This is a genomic window from [Enterobacter] lignolyticus SCF1 (assembly GCF_000164865.1).
Taxonomy (GTDB): domain Bacteria; phylum Pseudomonadota; class Gammaproteobacteria; order Enterobacterales; family Enterobacteriaceae; genus Enterobacter_B; species Enterobacter_B lignolyticus.
This window is the reverse complement of the sequence record NC_014618.1, coordinates 978826-995758: the sequence shown is the minus strand read 5'-3', so window position 1 is coordinate 995758 and position 16933 is coordinate 978826. Positions and strand designations below refer to the sequence as shown.

The following is a 16933-nucleotide window of genomic DNA, read 5'->3' as shown; positions in this document are numbered from 1 at the left end:
TTAAGCCAGATTCACCACAGAAGAGGCGAAGCTCCCCGTGTCGAGGGTATGTTGAAACCAGGCCAGCTGATGGTGCAGCTGCACCACCTCGCCGATGACCAGCAGCGCAGGCATCGGCGCGTCTTTTGCCAGGGTTTCCAGTTGTTGTAATGTGCCGGTGATAACCTGCTGATCGGCGCAGGTGCCGCGGCTAATCACCGCCACCGGCGTGGCGCTGTCGCGGCCGTGTTGAATCAGCTGCTGGCTAATCTCGGCAGCCTTCATCGTGCCCATATAGATGGCGAGCGTCTGGCGGCTTTGCGCCAGATGCGCCCAGTCAAACGGCGCGCTGTCGGGTTTGTAATGCCCGGTAACGAAGGTGACGCTTTGGGCGAAATCGCGGTGCGTCAGCGGGATCCCAGCGTAGGCCGTCGCGCCGGCGGCAGCGGTGACCCCTGGCACGACCTGAAACGGAATACCGGCCTCCGCCGCCGCCTGCAGCTCTTCGCCGCCGCGGCCAAAAATAAACGGATCGCCGCCCTTGAGGCGCACCACGCTTTTCCCCTGCAGCGCGGCGTCAACCAGTAAGCGGTTGGTTTCATGTTGGGGTACGCTGTGGCTGCCGGCGCGTTTACCCACGCAGATTGTCTCCGCATCGCGGCGCACCAGCTCGCGCACCGCTTCGCTGACGAGGTGGTCATAGAACACCACATCCGCCTGCTGGATAAGCTGCAGACCGCGCAGCGTCAGCAGCCCGGCATCGCCCGGCCCGGCGCCGACCAGCGCTATCTCGCCGATGGTGCGCTCAGGACGGTCAATTTCCTCTTCCAGCGCCCGCTGCGCCGCCGCGTCGTTACCGGCGATCATCAGGCTGGCAAAACGCCCGTTAAACACGCGCTCCCAGAAGCGACGGCGTTCGGCAACGCTCTTTAGCCGCGTCTTTAAATGGTTGCGCCAGTAGCTGGACGCCGACGCCATGCGGCCAAGGTTAGTGGGCAGCAAGGCTTCGATTTTTTCCCGCAGAATGCGCGCCAGCACCGGCGCCGAACTGCCGGAGGAGATGGCCACCAGCAGCGGGGAGCGGTCGACAATCGCCGGAAAGGTGAACGTGCACAGCGCGGTGTTATCCACGACGTTCACCAGCCGCTGCCGGGCATCCGCCGCGGCAAACACCCGCTGGTTCAGCGCGATATCGTCCGTCGCGGCGACCACTAAAAACACCGGGTCGATCTGCGTCTCGTCAAACGCCTGCGCCAGCCAGACAATTTCCCGCTGCTCGCACAGCGTCGTCAGCTCTGCGGTAAGCGTATTGGCAACAACCCGCACCTGCGCCCCGGCGCGGCGCAGCAGCGAAATCTTGCGGGTCGCGACATCGCCCCCGCCGATAACCAGCACCGGACGGTCTTTAATAGCAGCAAAAAGAGGAAGGTAGTCCATAGAACAATAACGCACCATAGTCAGTCATAACGCGACTATAGGGTGCGTCTTAGAGCAAATGAAATTACGAAATGGAATGAGTAGTTCCGCAAAGGAATAACACAGCGAAAAAGTAAAGCTCAAAAGGTGCTTAATGCGTGAAAATTCGCCGCTTTCAGACGAATTGAAATTGTGTTGTGGCGATCACAGTTTCATACTAGCAGGGTTAATAATTCTGCCCCGATGTAAGGACACACTATGCTTTCCGCACTCTGCCGCCGTCTCGTTGTACTGGCGCCGGGCGCATGTCTCGCATTTTCTGCTCTGGCCGCGACCCCATCTGCGGGCGATATCGCCAGCCAGCAAGCCCGTTATATCGCCACCTATTTCCCAGGCCGGATGACCGGCAGCCCGGCGGAGATGCTGTCAGCGGATTATGTACGCCAGCAGTTCAGCCAGATGGGCTACCAGAGCGATATTCGCACCTTCCACAGCCGCTACATCTATACCAGCCAGAATAATCGTAAAAACTGGCATAACGTCACCGGCAGTACGGTCATCGCCGCTCATGAAGGGAAGGCGCAGCAACAGATTATCGTGATGGCGCATCTTGATACCTACGCGCCGCACAGCGATGCCGATACGGAGAAAAACCTTGGCGGCCTGACGCTGCAGGGGATTGACGATAACGCGATGGGCGTTGGCGTGATGCTGGAGCTGGCCGAGCGACTGAAAAACGTGCCGACGCAGTACGGCATCCGCTTTGTCGCCACCAGCGGCGAAGAGGAGGGAAAACTGGGGGCGGAGAACTTCCTCCAGCGCATGAGCGCTCAGGAGAAGAAAAACACGCTGCTGGTGATTAATCTCGACAACCTGGTGGTCGGCGACAAGCTGTATTTCAACAGCGGCAAAACCACCCCGACCTCCGTTCGCAAGCTTACCCGCGACCGGGCGCTGCAGATTGCCCACCGCCACGGCGTTCAGGCCACGAGCAACCCGGGGCTTAACCCGAACTATCCGAAGGGTACCGGCTGCTGCAACGATGCCGAGGTGTTTGATAACGCGGGTATCCCGGTGCTGTCGGTGGAGGCAACCAACTGGTCACTGGGCCATAAGGATGGTTTTCAGCAGCGCGCCAAATCGCGGGCGTTTCCGGATGGCACCAGCTGGCACGATGTCCGACTGGATAACCAGCAGTATATCGACAAAGCCCTGCCCGGACGCATTGAGCACCGCGGACGCGATGTCGTGAAAGTGATGCTGCCGCTGGTGAAAGAGCTGGCGAAAGCGGGGAAAATATAACAGGGTGCCGGAGGAAAAACCGTCACTATCCAGAACGCGGGGTTTCCCCCGCGTTGCCGCTACTTCTTCGGTTCGTAAGCGAGAACAGCTTTAAACTCCATACCACGCTCTCTAATACTCAACTCACACAGCGAGTCTCGTACCATTAGCGTGAATCCCAGCGCCGTAATACACAGCGCGATGATTGCCACTACGGCATACTTTGTCAGCATGTCTTGCCTCCCTGCAAAGAAGAGACTAACATCCGAATTGCTAGGTTCATACGTTGGCCTCGGGTTGATAGAAATATCTCCTGGGGCTTTCGTCTATCTGGATCCGGGTAAATGCCCGAGGCCAGTCAGCCTCAAGCACCCGCCGCCATTTTACGTCCGATATCTCCCTGGCCAACAGTCATTAACCAGCTCATGTCTGATTCTGGAAAGGTGACCGCATTACGGAATGCAAGCCTCACCCTTCGTGCAGCCCGCACTCCCGCTTCAGCCCAAAGAAGCGCGTCTCTTCTTCCGCCATACCGGGCTCCCATTTACGGGTTGTATGAGTATCGCCAACCGATAAATATCCTTCATCCCATAATGGGTGATATTTCAGCCCGTGTTTTTGCAGATACTGGTACACCGTACGGTTATCCCAGTCGATAATCGGCAGCACTTTAAACACGCCGCGCTGTATTGCCAGCACCGGCAGGTTCGCCCGGCTGCCGGACTGTTCGCGGCGCAGACCGGCAAACCAGGTTTGCGCGTTAAGTTCTTTCAGCGCCCGGTTCATCGGTTCGACCTTGTTGATCTCATTGTATTTCTCAATACCGTCAACGCCCTGCTCCCACAGCTTGCCGTAGCGCGCCTCCTGCCAGGCCGCGCTTTGCTCTGCGCGATAGACCTTGAGGTTCAGCCCGAGTTTATCCGTCAGCTCATCGATAAACTGGTAGGTCTCCGGGAACAGATAGCCGGTATCGGTGAGTATCACCGGAATGTCCGGACGAATTTGATTCACCAGATGCAGACTGACTGCCGCCTGAATACCAAAGCTCGACGACAGCACATAGTCACCCGGCAGATTTTCCAGCGCCCAAGCAACGCGGCCTTCAGCATCGAGCTTTTCCAGTTGGGCGTTGGTTTCCGCCAGCGCAAGGATGCGCTCGACTTTTGGCAGGTCGTTCAGGCCGTTTAGATCGAGTTTGGACATAAGTTCCTCACTGTTTGCCTTGCGGGTTAAGTAGGCCGGATAAGGCGTTCACGCCGCATCCGGCAAAAGGTGTCACAGTGCCTGATCGCGCTTCGCTTATCAGGCCTACAAAACCGAGCAGAAGCGGCAATTCATGTTACTCCCAGAAATCCCGGGCCGGATCGAGCACCGGGCGAATGATGCCCGCACGCACCGTAAAGTCGCCGAAGCCTTCACCCGCTTCGCGCTCTTTCGCCCAGCGCCCGACCAGTTCGTCGACCGAATCAAGAATCTCTGATTCGGTAATATTTTCACGGTACATCCGCGGGATACGCGTACCGATGCGGTTGCCGCCCAAATGCAGGTTGTAGCGGCCCGGCGCTTTACCGACCAGCCCCATCTCCGCGAGCATTGCGCGGCCGCAGCCGTTCGGGCAGCCGGTGACGCGCATCACAATATGTTCATCAGGAATCCCGTGTTTTGCCAGGATCGCTTCTACTTTGTCGGTGAACGACGGCAGGAAACGTTCCGCTTCCGCCATCGCCAGCGGACAGGTCGGGAACGACACACAGGCCATCGAGTTTTCACGCTGCGGTTTCACCGCATTCATCAGCCCATGCTCGCGCGCCAGCTTTTCGATCTTCGCTTTTTCGCTTTCCGGAATGCTGGCGACGATCAGATTCTGATTCGCCGTCAGGCGGAACTCGCCCTTATGGATCTTTGCGATCTCCAGCAGACCGGTCTTCAGCGGACGTCCCGGGTAGTCAAGGATGCGGCCGTTTTCGATAAACAGCGTCAGATGCCAGTTATTGTCGATGCCTTTTACCCAGCCGATGCGGTCGCCGCGGCCGGTGAATTCGTACGGGCGGATCGGCTCAAATTTGATGCCGGCGCGACGCTCCACTTCTTCTTTGAACGTCTCAACGCCCACGCGCTCCAGGGTGTATTTGGTTTTCGCATTTTTACGGTCGGTACGGTTGCCCCAGTCGCGCTGAGTGGTCACCACCGCTTCCGCCACGGCCAGCGTGTGCTCAAGCGGCAGGAAGCCGAACTCGCTGGCGGTACGGGCATAGGTTTTCTTGTTACCGTGCTCGATGGACAGACCGCCGCCTACCAGCAGGTTAAAACCCACCAGCTTGCCGTTTTCGGCAATCGCCACGAAGTTCATGTCGTTAGCGTGCAGATCGATATCGTTCTGCGGCGGGATCACCACTGTGGTTTTGAACTTACGCGGCAGATAGGTCTGGCCGAGGATCGGTTCTTCGTCAGTAGTGGCGACTTTCTCCTGATCGAGCCAGATCTCCGCATAGGCGCGGGTACGCGGCAGCAGATGCTCGGAGATCTTCTTCGCCCATTCGTACGCTTCGGCGTGCAGCTCAGACTCATACGGGTTCGAGGTGCAGAGCACGTTACGGTTCATGTCGTTGGCGGTCGCCAGCGCATCCAGCCCGACCGAGTGCAGCATCTGGTGTACCGGCTTCACGTTCTTCTTCAGAATGCCGTGGAACTGGAAGGTCTGACGGTTGGTCAGACGGATGCTGCCGTAAATCGTGTTGTCATGGGCAAATTTGTCGATTGCCTGCCACTGTCTGGTGGTGATAACCCCACCCGGCAGGCGACAGCGCAGCAGCATCGCGTGGCGCGGCTCCAGCTTTTGTTCAGCACGTTCCGCGCGGATATCGCGGTCATCCTGCTGATACATACCGTGGAAACGGATCAGCAGGAAGTTGTCGCCGTTGAAACCGCCGGTCAGACCGTCATTCAAATCTTCGGCAATGGTGCCGCGCAGGTAGTTGCTCTCAACCTTCATGCGCTCGGCATCAGTCAGTTTGCCTTCGACCACCAGTGGGCCTGGGTGTTTTTCGCTCATTAGTAGACATCTCGCTGATAACGGCGCTCTACGCGCAGCTCACTTAAAAATTCATCCGCCGCTTCGGCATCCATACCGCCGAATTCGGCAATCACGTCCAGCAAAGCCTGCTCAACGTCTTTCGCCATGCGATTAGCGTCGCCGCAGACATAAATGTGGGCGCCGTCATTGATCCAGCGCCACAGCTCTGCGCCCTGTGCGCGCAGTTTGTCTTGTACGTATACTTTTTCTTTCTGGTCACGCGACCAGGCCAGGTCGATGCGGTTCAGCACGCCTTCTTTAACATAGCGCTGCCACTCCACCTGGTAGAGGAAATCATCGGTAAAGTGCGGGTTGCCGAAGAACAGCCAGTTTTTACCTGCCGCCCCGTCAGCCGCGCGCTGCTGCATAAAGGCGCGGAACGGCGCAATACCGGTGCCCGGGCCAATCATAATGACCGGCGTCTGCGGGTTCGTCGGCAGACGGAAGTTGTCGTTGTGCTCGATAAAGACGCGGACCTCGCCCTCTTCTTCTACGCGGTCAGCCAGGAACCCTGACGCCCCGCCGGTACGAGCCCGACCGTCGATGTCATAACGCACCACGCCCACGGTGATATGCACTTCGCTCTCCACTTCCGCCTGTGAGGATGCGATGGAGTACAGGCGCGGCGTCAGCGGACGCAGCAGGCCAATCGCCGCGTCTGCATCCAGCTGTGCCGGAGAGAAACGCACCATATCAACAATTGGCGTCTCGGCAGCGTAGCGTTGAAGCTTCGCTTTATCGCCCACCAGCGGCAGCAGCGCTTTGCTGCGGGTCAGGGTGGCGTAGTTCTCAACGATGGCGGCGGTATTGACCGTCAGTTCGAAGTGCCACTGCAGCGCTTCGCTAAGCGGCAGCATTTTGCCGTCAACGGTTACCGGCTCATCGCCTTTCAGCCACAGCAGCTCTACCAGCTCTTTCACTAATGCCGGATCGTTCTGATACCAGACACCCAGCGCATCGCCGGGCTGATAGCGCAGACCGGAATCGCCCAGGTCGATTTCAATATGGCGCACGTCTTTTTCGGAATCGCGGCCAGTGATTTTTTGATTTACTGAGAGCGTCGCCGTCAGCGGCGCCTCTTTGGTATACGGGCTGGTATGGACCTCGTTAAAGGCGCCGGTTGCGCTCGCCGGGATAACGCCCGTCGCCGCCGGCGCGCGGGCCTTCAGCGCTGCCACAATCCGCTCGCGCCACTGCGCCGCCGCGGTCTGGTATTCAACATCGGCATCGACCCTGTCCAGCAGGCGCTCGCCGCCGAGCTCCGCCAGACGGCTGTCGAAATCTTTACCTGCCTGGCAGAAGAATTCATAGGAGGTATCGCCAAGGCCAAACACTGCGTACGCGGTATTGTCGAGCTTCGGCGCTTTTTTCGAGAACAGGAATTTGTGCAGGGCGACCGCTTCTTCCGCCGGCTCGCCTTCTCCCTGGGTAGACGCCACCACCACCAGCAGTTTTTCTGACGCAATTTGCTTAAATTTATAATCACCGGCGTTAACCAGAGTCACGTTCAGCTTCGCCGCCAGCAGGTCATCGCGCAGCGCCTCCGCCACGCGGCGGGCGTTGCCGGTCTGAGAGGCGGAAATCAGCGTAATTGCCGGAACCTCAGCCGCCTGCGCGGGCGCTGACGCCACTGCGCCCGGGTGCTGGTTCAGCATGCCCCAGAAATAGCCGGAGACCCAGGCAAGCTGGGTGGAGGAAAAATCGGTAGTGGCTGCCTGCAGGCGTGCCAGCTGCTCCGGGTTTAGCGGAAGCAATGCGGAAGAGGGGGCCTGTGTTGTCATGCGTCGTTATGTTCCAGTAGCAAAGCCGAATTTAAGCGAGAAAACCCAAACTGAAGCTAAGGTTAACGGCGGGGATAATAACAATTAAAGAAAGGATAGAAATAATAAATAACCAAATGAACTAACCAGTTTTAGTTATTGTTCTTACCTGCAAAACAGATAAATCAATTAATTGAAAAATAAAGTAATTATCCATATTTCACCTTCAGAGACGGGCAACCAACGCAAATGGCGGTTTTAGTCAATGCGAAAAAAAACGCTTTCCGGTATCATGCGCCGGTTTTTTCCGCATTTTTGAGAGTCCATGATGTCCACCACCCTGTTTAAAGATTTCACCTTTGAAGCCGCCCACCACCTGCCGCACGTACCGGAAGGCCACAAGTGCGGTCGCCTGCACGGCCACTCCTTTATGGTTCGTCTGGAAATCACCGGCGAGGTGGATCCGTATACCGGCTGGATCATGGATTTTGCGGAGCTGAAGGCGGCGTTTAAGCCCACCTACGATCGTCTCGATCATTACTATCTGAACGACATCCCCGGACTGGAAAACCCGACCAGCGAAGTGCTGGCGAAATGGATCTGGGATCAGATGAAACCACAGGTGCCGCTGCTGAGCGCAGTGATGGTCAAAGAAACCTGTACCGCAGGCTGCGTTTATCGCGGGGAGTGAGTATCGTCGGGCAGGCGCTAACACCTGCCCGTTGTGCCCGGATATCAGGGCCCGGCCATCGCTGCCGGGCTATTTTTTCAGGCAATATTGAGATATTTATGCGTCTGCATCGACAGACGCCAGTTGCGGGCAATGCAGGTCTCGATGCACAGGCGCGTGGCGTCATCTTTCTGGCTTATCGGCTGTAACGCGATCACCCGCTGTTTGTCATCGCTCAGCGTTTCCAGCAGCTCGTCCAGCGCTTCGATATCGCGCACGCGGCCAACGGGATGCTTAATCTCATCCGCGCGGTGCAGCGCCTGCGACAGCACTTCAAAGCCGCCGCGCATGTTCACTTTCGGCGATACGGTGACCCAGGTGCTGTGGGAACAGCGCACCTCATGGGTTCCGCTGGTTTCAATCTGGCAGCTGTAGCCGTTTTGCTCAAGCAGCGCGGTCAGCGGCGTTAAATCATGGATGCAGGGTTCGCCGCCGGTGATGACGACGTGGCGCGCCGTCCAGCCCTGGCGAGTAATTGCGGTCAGCAGGTCTTCGGCGGTTGCCGCCCCCCATTTGTCGCTCTCTTTGGTTTTCGCAAGAATACTGAACAGCGACACTTCCCGATCTTCAAGCATGTCCCAGGTATGTTTGGTATCGCACCACGCACAGCCCACCGGACATCCCTGCAATCGAATAAAAATGGCAGGAACGCCGGTGAAGTAACCCTCGCCTTGCAGGGTCTGGAACATTTCGTTAATCGGGTACTGCATAATCGTCTCTGTTAAGGGGGTAAACAGTAATTATCGCAGATCCCGCGTCAACGGTCATGCCTGATTGGTGCTTTCCCCGGCAATCGCCGCCACAAAGCGCCCGGTAATCTGCTGCGGGCGGGTAATCGCGCCGCCGACCACCACCGCGTGCGCACCCAGCGCCAGACAGCGTGCGGCGATAGCCGGCGTTTCCACGTTGCCTTCGGCGATAACCGGAACCGACACCGCGGCCAGCACCTCGCCCAGGAAACGGCAGTCGTCTTCCGGTAGCGAATGGCCTTTGGTGGCCCGGGTGTAGCCGTACAGCGTGGTGCCGACGCAGTCAAACCCCAGCGCCTGCGCCGTTTTGGCTTCCTCTACGCTTGAGATATCCGCCATCAGCAGCAGCGACGGATAGCGCGCGCGGATCTGCGCCACCATCTCCGCAAGCGGTTGTCCATCCGGGCGCGGACGATCGGTGGCGTCCAGGGCTACCATCTCCGGCTCCGCCGCCATCAGCTCGTCAACCTCACGCATCGTGGCGGTGATAAACACCTCACTGCCCGGATAATCGCGCTTCAGGATGCCGATAACCGGCAGGCTCACCTGCTCTTTGATCGCCTTAATATCCACAACGCTATTGGCGCGGATGCCCGTTGCCCCGCCTTCTGCCGCTGCGACCGCCATCCGTGACATAATAAACGCGCTGTGTAAGGGTTCGTTTTCCAGCGCCTGGCAGGAGACAATCAGTTTCCCTTTTACCGTCTCTAACATGGTTTTCATTAGGCTAAAATCTCTTCAACTTCGTTTTTGATGATGGTGACGTGCGGCCCGTAAATCACCTGCACGCCGTTGCCGCGAACAATCACCCCGCGAGCGCCCGTCGCTTTCAGGGCCTGCTCATCGACTTTGCTTCCCTCTTTTACCGTGATGCGCAGGCGGGTCGCGCAGCAGTCCACCTCTTCCAGATTCGCCCTGCCGCCCAGTGCGGTAATGATGGCCTGCGCACGTTCGCTCTGCGCGACGTTGCTTTCGGCGACCGGTTCTTTCTCACGGCCCGGGGTCGCAAAATCAAAGCGGTTAATCAGGAAACGGAAGGTAAAGTAGTAGAGGAAGAACCACGGGATCCCCACCAGCGGCACGTACATCCAGTTGGTTTTCGCTTCGCCCTGCAAAATGCCGAACAGCACGAAATCAATGAAGCCGCCGGAGAACGTCTGCCCGATAGTGATATGCAGAATATGCGCGAGCATAAAGGCCAGGCCGTCAAACAGCGCGTGGATCACGTAGAGCACCGGCGCGATAAACAGGAACGAGAACTCGATAGGCTCGGTGATCCCCGTCAGGAACGAGGTCAGCGCCGCAGAGAGCAGCAGGCCCGCCACGCGCTTTTTGTTCTGCGGTTTCGCCGTGTGGTACATCGCCAGACAGGCGCCCAGCAGGCCAAACATCATGGTAATAAAGCGCCCGGACATAAAGCGCGAGGTGCCGATGTAGAAATGCTGAGTATTCGGATCGGCGAGCTGGGCAAAGAAAATACGCTGGGTGCCTTCAACCAGATGACCGTTGATCATCTCGCTGCCGCCCAGCGCCGTCGTCCAGAACGGCAGGTAAAAAATATGGTGCAGGCCGAACGGGCCCAGCATACGCAGAATAAAACCGTACAGCAGCGTACCGACATAGCCCGTGGCTTCCACCAGGCCGCCCAGGCCAAAAATCAGCTTCTGGAAATGCGGCCAGATAACGGTCATCAGCGCGCCGACGAAGATCGCCGCAAAAGAGCTGACTATCGGCACAAAGCGCGAGCCGCCGAAGAACCCGAGGAACTGCGGCAGCGCTATCTTGTTATACCGGTTGTGCAGCAGGCAGGTAACCAGGCCAATCACCACCCCGCCAAACACCCCGGTTTCCAGCGTCTGAATGCCGAGCGTCATCCCCTGGCCAACGGCGCCGGGGTTCTCATGCGCCAGTTTGCCGGTCAGGATCAGCAGCGCGTTAATGGTGGCGTTCATCACCAGAAACGCCAGCAGCGCGGCAAGCCCGGCGGTGCCTTTGTCCGACTTCGCCAGCCCGACCGCCACCCCTACGGCGAACAGCACCGACAGGTTGGCAAAAACTATCGAACCCGCACTGCTCATGATGGTAAAGATTGCCTGCAGCCAGCCGACGTCCAGAAAAGGATACGCCGTCAGCGTATTCGGGTTCGATAACGCCCCGCCAATGCCCAACAGAAGGCCCGCCGCCGGTAATACGGCGATGGGCAGCATGAAGGATTTGCCGAACCGCTGCGCTTTTTCAAACAGCGCCCCGGATGACGCACCGTTAAAAAGTGACATAAAAAAATCTCCACGACTTCAGGTTATGATGAAAATTTTTACCACATATAAAATTAAAAGCGAAAATTATCACCAATTATCGCGAGGCAGATCATACTTTTTTAAAATGACTGGCATCTTCAACAGGCTTTCCCCACACTAACGGCAGAGAAGGCATTAAGGGATGTGTGCATGTCAGAAAATGAAAATCTGCTGCTGAGGCTGCGCCAGGAAGTCTCCGGGTACAGCCCGACGCAGCAAAAGCTGGGGGAGTTTGTGCTGAGCGCGCCGGCAAAGGTGCTCTACCTCACCATCACCGAACTGGCGCGCGAAACCGAGACCAGCGAAGCCAGCGTGACGCGCCTGTGCCGCACCCTGGGCTGCAAAGGCTATAACGAGTTCAAAATGGCGCTGGCGCTGGATATTCAGCAAAACCAGGCGCCGCAGCCGGTGGGCGATGAGATAGACGGCGTCGTCAGCGAGTCCGTTCAGGCGTTACAGGATACCGCCACTCTGCTGGACAGAGCGCTGCTGGAAACGGCCGCCGGTGCGCTCCACCAGGCACGATCGGTGCAAATCTACGGCGTCGCTGCCAGCGCAATTTTAGGCGAGTACCTGCACTACAAGCTGCTGCGTCTCGGAAAACCGGCGCAGCTGTTCAGCGATATGCACCGCGCGGCGATGAATGCGACAACCCTGACAAAGGACGATCTGGTGGTCGCGATTTCCAGCTCCGGATCCACCCGCGATCTTCTGCATGTGGTAAAGCTGGCGCGCAAGCGCGGCGCCAGGGTGCTCGCCCTGAGCAACACCCCGCGCAGCCCGCTGGCGACCCTTAGCGATATGCTGCTGGTCGCCGCAAAACCCGAAGGGCCGCTGAGCGCCGGCGCCCTGACCGCCAAGGTGGGCGTGATGCTGCTGGTCGAGTTGCTGACCACATCGCTTATCGCGCTCGACGGTCACTACAGCGAGGTCAGCCAGCAAACCGCCAGCGCCACGCTGCCGCTGCTGCTGTAATTCGCATTATTTTTAACGGCCTTGTCCGGACGAGGCCTTTATCATAAAACAGCCATTAAATAATTAAACAATGCATCAATAAGTCATTTTTTAATTATTTATGACGCAAATACAACATGGACAAATGATGTAACAAAACATTATTAATTTTACAATTTGAATTAGTTAACGGTTTTATATAAAAATAAATAAAACCATACAAATCAATAAAATAATTCTTTTCACAAAAGAAAAGGAATTTTTTTATTCTTAAGATGGTCAAATACATCCTCTGTTTTTACTTTCCTTAAAATAAGCTTAAGACGCGCCTGGTCACCACATCGTTTTATTGATACGCCGTTTAATTTCGCCTGCCTAAAATCCGCCTGACCTACCATGATGAGATAGCATTCATGAATACATTATTAATTACGGGCGTTACCGGGTTTCTCGGCGGGGCGGCGCTGGAAAAAATTCTCAACGACAACCAGCCGGTAAATCTATTGCTGTTAGTGCGGGCGAGCGATCGCGCGAAGGGCCTTGAGCGTGTCAAAGAAAACATGCGCAAGTTTAATATCCGTGATGACAAGCTGAATGCCCTGACCGAAGATGACATTCTTCTCGGCGATCTCGGCAATCCAGAAGACTTTCTCGATGATGCGCGCCTGAATAAGGTGACCCATGTGCTCAACTGCGCCGCGGTCGCTTCTTTTGGCAACAACCCGCTTATCTGGAAAGTGAACGTGGAAGGCACGCTGGCGCTTGCGCAGCGCATGGCTCAGGTAACAGGATTACAGCGCTTCCTGCATGTCGGTACCGCAATGTCCTGCGCGCCGGAGCCGGACTCCCTGGTGGCGGAGAGCGCGGAATTCAGGGAAAACGCCGAGCACCTCGTCGAATATACCCATTCGAAATCAACTATCGAGCGCCTGATGCGCGAGCAGTGTCCACAGCTGCCGCTGCTGATTGCCCGCCCGTCTATCGTCGTCGGCCACACGCGCCATGGCTGCCAGCCATCCAGCAGCATCTTCTGGGTGTTCAGCATGGGCCTGATGCTGCAAAAATTCATGTGCTCAATGGAAGACCGTATTGACGTCATCCCGGTAGACTACTGCGCAGATGCCCTGCTGATGCTACTGAACAGCCAGGCCGAGAATGGCGAAGTGGTGCACATTTCTGCGGGTGAAGAGAACAGCGTTAAGTTTGCCGATATCGACCGCGGTATGGCGCTGGCGCTAGAAAAAGCGCCGGTTGGCGATAAATACGCCCAGGTGAGCTACGAGACGCTGGTTAAAATGCGCCGTGAGCTGAAGGATATTTTCGGCCCCTGCAACGAGCGCCTGATGCTGAAAGCCATGCGGCTTTACGGCGCGTTCGCCACGCTTAACGTCCGCTTCAGCAACGACAAGCTGCTGAGCATGGGAATGCGTAAACCGCCGCGTTTTACCGACTATATCGCCCGCTGCGTACAAACCACTCAAGGGTTAACCATCCCTGAACAGATGGCGGTTGATTTCAAATAACCAAATAGCCAAAAAAAATGCCAGCCGCGAGGCTGGCATTTTTGTCTCAGGCAGCGTGATTACTGGCCTTTGATCTCTTTACGACCGTTGTACGGCGCTTTTTCGCCCAGCGCTTCTTCGATACGAATCAGCTGGTTGTATTTAGCAACGCGGTCAGAACGGCTCATAGAACCGGTTTTGATCTGGCCTGCAGCGGTACCAACAGCGAGATCTGCGATGGTAGCATCTTCAGTTTCGCCAGAACGGTGAGAGATAACGGCAGTGTAGCCCGCGTCTTTCGCCATCTTGATAGCAGCCAGAGTTTCGGTCAGAGAACCGATCTGGTTGAATTTGATCAGGATGGAGTTAGCGATGCCTTTCTCGATACCTTCTTTCAGGATCTTGGTGTTGGTAACGAACAGATCGTCGCCAACCAGCTGGATTTTGTCGCCCAGTACTTTGGTCTGGTAAGCAAAACCGGCCCAGTCAGACTCGTCCAGACCGTCTTCGATAGAAACGATCGGGTACTGTTTGGTCAGATCTTCCAAGAAGTGGGTGAATTCTTCAGAGGTGAACGCTTTGTTGCCTTCGCCAGCCAGAACGTATTTACCGTCTTTGTAGAATTCAGACGCCGCGCAGTCCATCGCCAGAGTGATGTCTTTGCCAAGCGTGTAGCCCGCAGCTTTAACCGCTTCAGCGATAACAGCCAGCGCTTCTGCGTTGGAGCCCAGGTTCGGCGCGTAGCCGCCTTCGTCGCCAACAGCGGTGTTCATGCCTTTGCTTTTCAGCACTTTAGCCAGGTGATGGAAAACTTCAGAACCCATGCGGATAGCTTCTTTAACGCTTGAAGCGCCAACCGGCTGAATCATGAATTCCTGGATGTCGACGTTGTTGTCAGCGTGCTCGCCACCGTTGATGATGTTCATCATCGGAACCGGCATGGAGTATTTACCCGCGGTGCCGTTCAGTTCAGCGATGTGTGCGTACAGCGGCAGGCCTTTGGACGCTGCTGCAGCTTTGGCGTTTGCCAGAGACACAGCCAGGATTGCGTTCGCACCGAAGTTAGATTTGTTTTCAGTACCGTCCAGGTCGATCATGATCTTATCGATGCCAGCCTGGTCTTTAGCGTCTTTGCCAAGGATAGCCTGAGCGATCGGGCCGTTAACCGCGCCAACAGCTTTGGTTACGCCTTTACCCAGGAAACGGGATTTGTCGCCATCGCGCAGTTCCAGCGCTTCGCGGGAACCAGTAGAAGCACCTGACGGAGCAGCGGCCATACCGACGAAACCACCTTCCAGGTGTACTTCGGCTTCAACAGTCGGGTTACCACGGGAGTCGATGATTTCACGACCGATGACTTTAACGATTTTGGACATTAGATTTTCCTCAGTACAAGTTAAACTAAAACTCCAGACAAACAACGCGTACCAAAGGTACGCGTTGCCGTTCTAACTTTTTTTTACTTCGCCTGGCGCTTCTGGTACTCGCTGGCGGCTTTCACGAAGCCAGCAAACAGCGGATGTCCATCACGCGGCGTAGAAGTAAACTCCGGATGGAACTGACAGGCGACGAACCATGGGTGGTTCGGCACCTCGATGATCTCGACCAACTGATCATCCCCGGAACGGCCCGCAATGCGCAGGCCCGCAGCTTCAATTTGTTTCAACAGCAGGTTGTTCACTTCGTAACGGTGACGGTGACGCTCGGTGATGGTTGGCTCGCCGTACATCTTGCGAACCAGGCTGTCATCGCTGAGCTGGCACGCCTGCGCACCCAGACGCATCGTGCCGCCGAGGTCGCTCTTCTCAGTGCGAACTTCGACATTGCCGTTTTCGTCACGCCATTCGGTAATGAGCGCCACGACCGGGTACTTACAGTCTGGCACAAATTCCGTCGAGTTGGCGTTTTCCATTCCGACGACGTTACGCGCGAACTCAATCAGCGCAACCTGCATACCCAGGCAAATGCCCAGATACGGAATATTGTTTTCACGCGCATAGCGTGCGGTGGCGACTTTGCCTTCTACACCGCGGTAGCCGAAGCCGCCAGGGATAAGAATAGCATCCAGACCTTTCAGGATCTCGACGCCGCGTGTTTCAACATCTTGCGAATCGATAAGTTTGATGTTGACGGTAACGCGATTTTTCAGACCACCGTGTTTCAGCGCTTCAATCACGGACTTATAGGCGTCCGGCAGCTCAATGTACTTGCCGACCATACCGATAGTCACTTCGCCTGCCGGATTGGCTTCTTCGTAAATCACCTGCTCCCATTCTGACAGGTTTGCTTCCGGGCAGTTCAAGCTGAATCGTTTACAAATATAATCGTCCAGGCCCTGAGATTTCAACATGCCCGGAATTTTATAAATGGAATCGACGTCTTTCAGAGAAATAACGGCTTTTTCTGGAACGTTGCAGAACAAAGCAATTTTGGCGCGTTCGTTCGCCGGTACGGCGCGATCGGAGCGGCAAATCAGAATATCCGGCTGAATACCGATAGAAAGCAGCTCTTTAACCGAATGCTGCGTCGGTTTGGTTTTCACTTCACCGGCAGCGGCCATGTACGGCACCAGCGTCAGGTGCATAAACAGCGTATGCTCGCGGCCAACTTCAACCGCCATCTGCCGAATCGCTTCAAGGAACGGCAGAGACTCGATATCACCGACGGTGCCGCCGATCTCCACCAGCACCACGTCGTGGCCTTCGCCACCGGCGATGACGCGCTCTTTAATCGCGTTGGTGATGTGCGGGATAACCTGAACGGTCGCGCCCAGATAGTCGCCACGGCGCTCTTTGCGCAGGACGTCTGAGTAGATACGGCCGGTGGTGAAGTTGTTGCGGCGCGTCATCTTGGTACGGATGAAGCGCTCGTAGTGACCCAGGTCCAGGTCGGTTTCAGCGCCGTCTTCAGTAACGAACACTTCCCCGTGTTGGATCGGGCTCATGGTACCCGGATCGACGTTAATGTACGGATCCAGTTTCATGATGGTCACGTTGAGGCCACGGGCTTCAAGAATGGCTGCGAGGGAGGCTGCGGCAATGCCTTTACCCAGAGAGGAAACTACCCCGCCGGTCACAAAAATATAGTTCGTTGTCATGCTGAACCTGAGAAGTTAGGTTTAAAAGACGATGGAATAACCAGGACGGGAAAGCAGTATACCCGATCATGGCAGGCGCCACAAACTTTCATTAT

The 16933-nt window shown here is 56.4% G+C and carries 14 protein-coding genes; 4 read left to right on the top strand and 10 right to left on the bottom strand.

The genetic code is table 11. The features are described from left to right. Positions 1-1416: a siroheme synthase CysG gene (gene cysG, locus ENTCL_RS04730; protein WP_013364971.1), complete on the bottom strand. Its 1416-nt coding sequence runs from the start codon at positions 1414-1416 to the stop codon at positions 1-3. Between the two features lie 237 nt (positions 1417-1653). Here cysG and ENTCL_RS04725 point away from each other — a divergent pair, with 237 nt between their 5' ends. Continuing rightward, positions 1654-2697 (top strand): aminopeptidase, encoded by a 1044-nt coding sequence (locus tag ENTCL_RS04725; RefSeq protein WP_013364970.1) that lies wholly within the window; start codon positions 1654-1656, stop codon positions 2695-2697. Between the two features lie 59 nt (positions 2698-2756). Here the strand turns inward: ENTCL_RS04725 and ENTCL_RS22645 are convergent, their stop codons facing one another. The 4 genes from ENTCL_RS22645 to cysJ all read right to left on the bottom strand — a co-directional run bounded on the left by ENTCL_RS22645 (position 2757) and on the right by cysJ (position 7530). Beyond that, on the bottom strand, positions 2757-2909 hold the full coding sequence (locus ENTCL_RS22645) for a Hok/Gef family protein (protein ID WP_013364969.1): 153 nt from the start codon (positions 2907-2909) through the stop codon (positions 2757-2759). A 235-nt stretch (positions 2910-3144) separates the two neighbouring features. Then, positions 3145-3879, bottom strand: coding sequence for a phosphoadenosine phosphosulfate reductase (gene cysH, locus ENTCL_RS04715; RefSeq protein WP_013364968.1), 735 nt, complete (start codon positions 3877-3879; stop codon positions 3145-3147). Between the two features lie 136 nt (positions 3880-4015). Continuing rightward, the gene (gene cysI, locus ENTCL_RS04710; protein ID WP_013364967.1) at positions 4016-5728 is read right to left on the bottom strand and encodes an assimilatory sulfite reductase (NADPH) hemoprotein subunit; all 1713 of its coding nucleotides are present in this window, start codon (positions 5726-5728) and stop codon (positions 4016-4018) included. Next, positions 5728-7530 carry an NADPH-dependent assimilatory sulfite reductase flavoprotein subunit gene (cysJ, locus tag ENTCL_RS04705; RefSeq protein ID WP_013364966.1) on the bottom strand — a complete coding sequence of 601 codons (1803 nt, stop codon included), beginning with the start codon at positions 7528-7530 and terminating at the stop codon, positions 5728-5730. Before cysJ ends, cysI begins: the two co-directional genes overlap by 1 nt. 304 nt (positions 7531-7834) lie before the next feature. Between cysJ and queD the strand changes: the two genes are divergently transcribed. Next, entirely contained in the window at positions 7835-8200 is a 366-nt protein-coding gene (gene queD / locus ENTCL_RS04700) for a 6-carboxytetrahydropterin synthase QueD (RefSeq protein ID WP_013364965.1), read from the top strand. 77 nt (positions 8201-8277) lie between these two features. Here the strand turns inward: queD and queE are convergent, their stop codons facing one another. Genes queE through ENTCL_RS04685 form a run of 3 tightly spaced genes read right to left on the bottom strand, consistent with a single transcriptional unit; the run spans position 8278 to position 11264 of the window. Then, complete coding sequence (gene queE / locus ENTCL_RS04695) at positions 8278-8949, bottom strand: 7-carboxy-7-deazaguanine synthase QueE (protein ID WP_013364964.1); 672 nt, start codon at positions 8947-8949, stop codon at positions 8278-8280. 54 nt (positions 8950-9003) lie between these two features. Continuing rightward, positions 9004-9711 carry an N-acetylmannosamine-6-phosphate 2-epimerase gene (locus ENTCL_RS04690; protein WP_013364963.1) on the bottom strand — a complete coding sequence of 236 codons (708 nt, stop codon included), beginning with the start codon at positions 9709-9711 and terminating at the stop codon, positions 9004-9006. After that, entirely contained in the window at positions 9711-11264 is a 1554-nt protein-coding gene (locus tag ENTCL_RS04685; protein WP_013364962.1) for a PTS transporter subunit EIIC, read from the bottom strand. The genes ENTCL_RS04690 and ENTCL_RS04685 overlap by 1 nt, the downstream gene beginning before the upstream one ends. 171 nt (positions 11265-11435) lie before the next feature. Here ENTCL_RS04685 and ENTCL_RS04680 point away from each other — a divergent pair, with 171 nt between their 5' ends. Together ENTCL_RS04680 and ENTCL_RS04675 are read left to right on the top strand one after the other, a co-directional pair. Then, positions 11436-12260, top strand: a complete 825-nt coding sequence (locus tag ENTCL_RS04680) for a MurR/RpiR family transcriptional regulator (protein WP_013364961.1) — start codon at positions 11436-11438, stop codon at positions 12258-12260. Between the two features lie 392 nt (positions 12261-12652). Further along, complete coding sequence (locus tag ENTCL_RS04675; RefSeq protein ID WP_013364960.1) at positions 12653-13762, top strand: SDR family oxidoreductase; 1110 nt, start codon at positions 12653-12655, stop codon at positions 13760-13762. Positions 13763-13821: 59 nt separating this feature from the next. Here the strand turns inward: ENTCL_RS04675 and eno are convergent, their stop codons facing one another. Both eno and pyrG read right to left on the bottom strand, forming a co-directional pair. Then, positions 13822-15117, bottom strand: a complete 1296-nt coding sequence (gene eno, locus ENTCL_RS04670) for a phosphopyruvate hydratase (RefSeq protein WP_013364959.1) — start codon at positions 15115-15117, stop codon at positions 13822-13824. 83 nt (positions 15118-15200) lie between these two features. Beyond that, entirely contained in the window at positions 15201-16838 is a 1638-nt protein-coding gene (gene pyrG / locus ENTCL_RS04665) for a glutamine hydrolyzing CTP synthase (protein ID WP_013364958.1), read from the bottom strand. Between the last annotated feature and the right edge of the window lie 95 nt (positions 16839-16933).

Coding starts and splice junctions, on each gene's coding strand:
- ENTCL_RS04675 (WP_013364960.1), top strand. CDS start 12,653: ATGAATACATTATTAATTACGGGCGTTACCGGGTTTCTCGGCGGGGCG.
- cysI (WP_013364967.1), bottom strand. CDS start 5,728: ATGAGCGAAAAACACCCAGGCCCACTGGTGGTCGAAGGCAAACTGACT.
- ENTCL_RS04690 (WP_013364963.1), bottom strand. CDS start 9,711: ATGAAAACCATGTTAGAGACGGTAAAAGGGAAACTGATTGTCTCCTGC.
- queD (WP_013364965.1), top strand. CDS start 7,835: ATGATGTCCACCACCCTGTTTAAAGATTTCACCTTTGAAGCCGCCCAC.
- cysH (WP_013364968.1), bottom strand. CDS start 3,879: ATGTCCAAACTCGATCTAAACGGCCTGAACGACCTGCCAAAAGTCGAG.
- ENTCL_RS22645 (WP_013364969.1), bottom strand. CDS start 2,909: ATGCTGACAAAGTATGCCGTAGTGGCAATCATCGCGCTGTGTATTACG.
- cysG (WP_013364971.1), bottom strand. CDS start 1,416: ATGGACTACCTTCCTCTTTTTGCTGCTATTAAAGACCGTCCGGTGCTG.
- eno (WP_013364959.1), bottom strand. CDS start 15,117: ATGTCCAAAATCGTTAAAGTCATCGGTCGTGAAATCATCGACTCCCGT.
- cysJ (WP_013364966.1), bottom strand. CDS start 7,530: ATGACAACACAGGCCCCCTCTTCCGCATTGCTTCCGCTAAACCCGGAG.
- queE (WP_013364964.1), bottom strand. CDS start 8,949: ATGCAGTACCCGATTAACGAAATGTTCCAGACCCTGCAAGGCGAGGGT.
- pyrG (WP_013364958.1), bottom strand. CDS start 16,838: ATGACAACGAACTATATTTTTGTGACCGGCGGGGTAGTTTCCTCTCTG.
- ENTCL_RS04680 (WP_013364961.1), top strand. CDS start 11,436: ATGTCAGAAAATGAAAATCTGCTGCTGAGGCTGCGCCAGGAAGTCTCC.
- ENTCL_RS04725 (WP_013364970.1), top strand. CDS start 1,654: ATGCTTTCCGCACTCTGCCGCCGTCTCGTTGTACTGGCGCCGGGCGCA.
- ENTCL_RS04685 (WP_013364962.1), bottom strand. CDS start 11,264: ATGTCACTTTTTAACGGTGCGTCATCCGGGGCGCTGTTTGAAAAAGCG.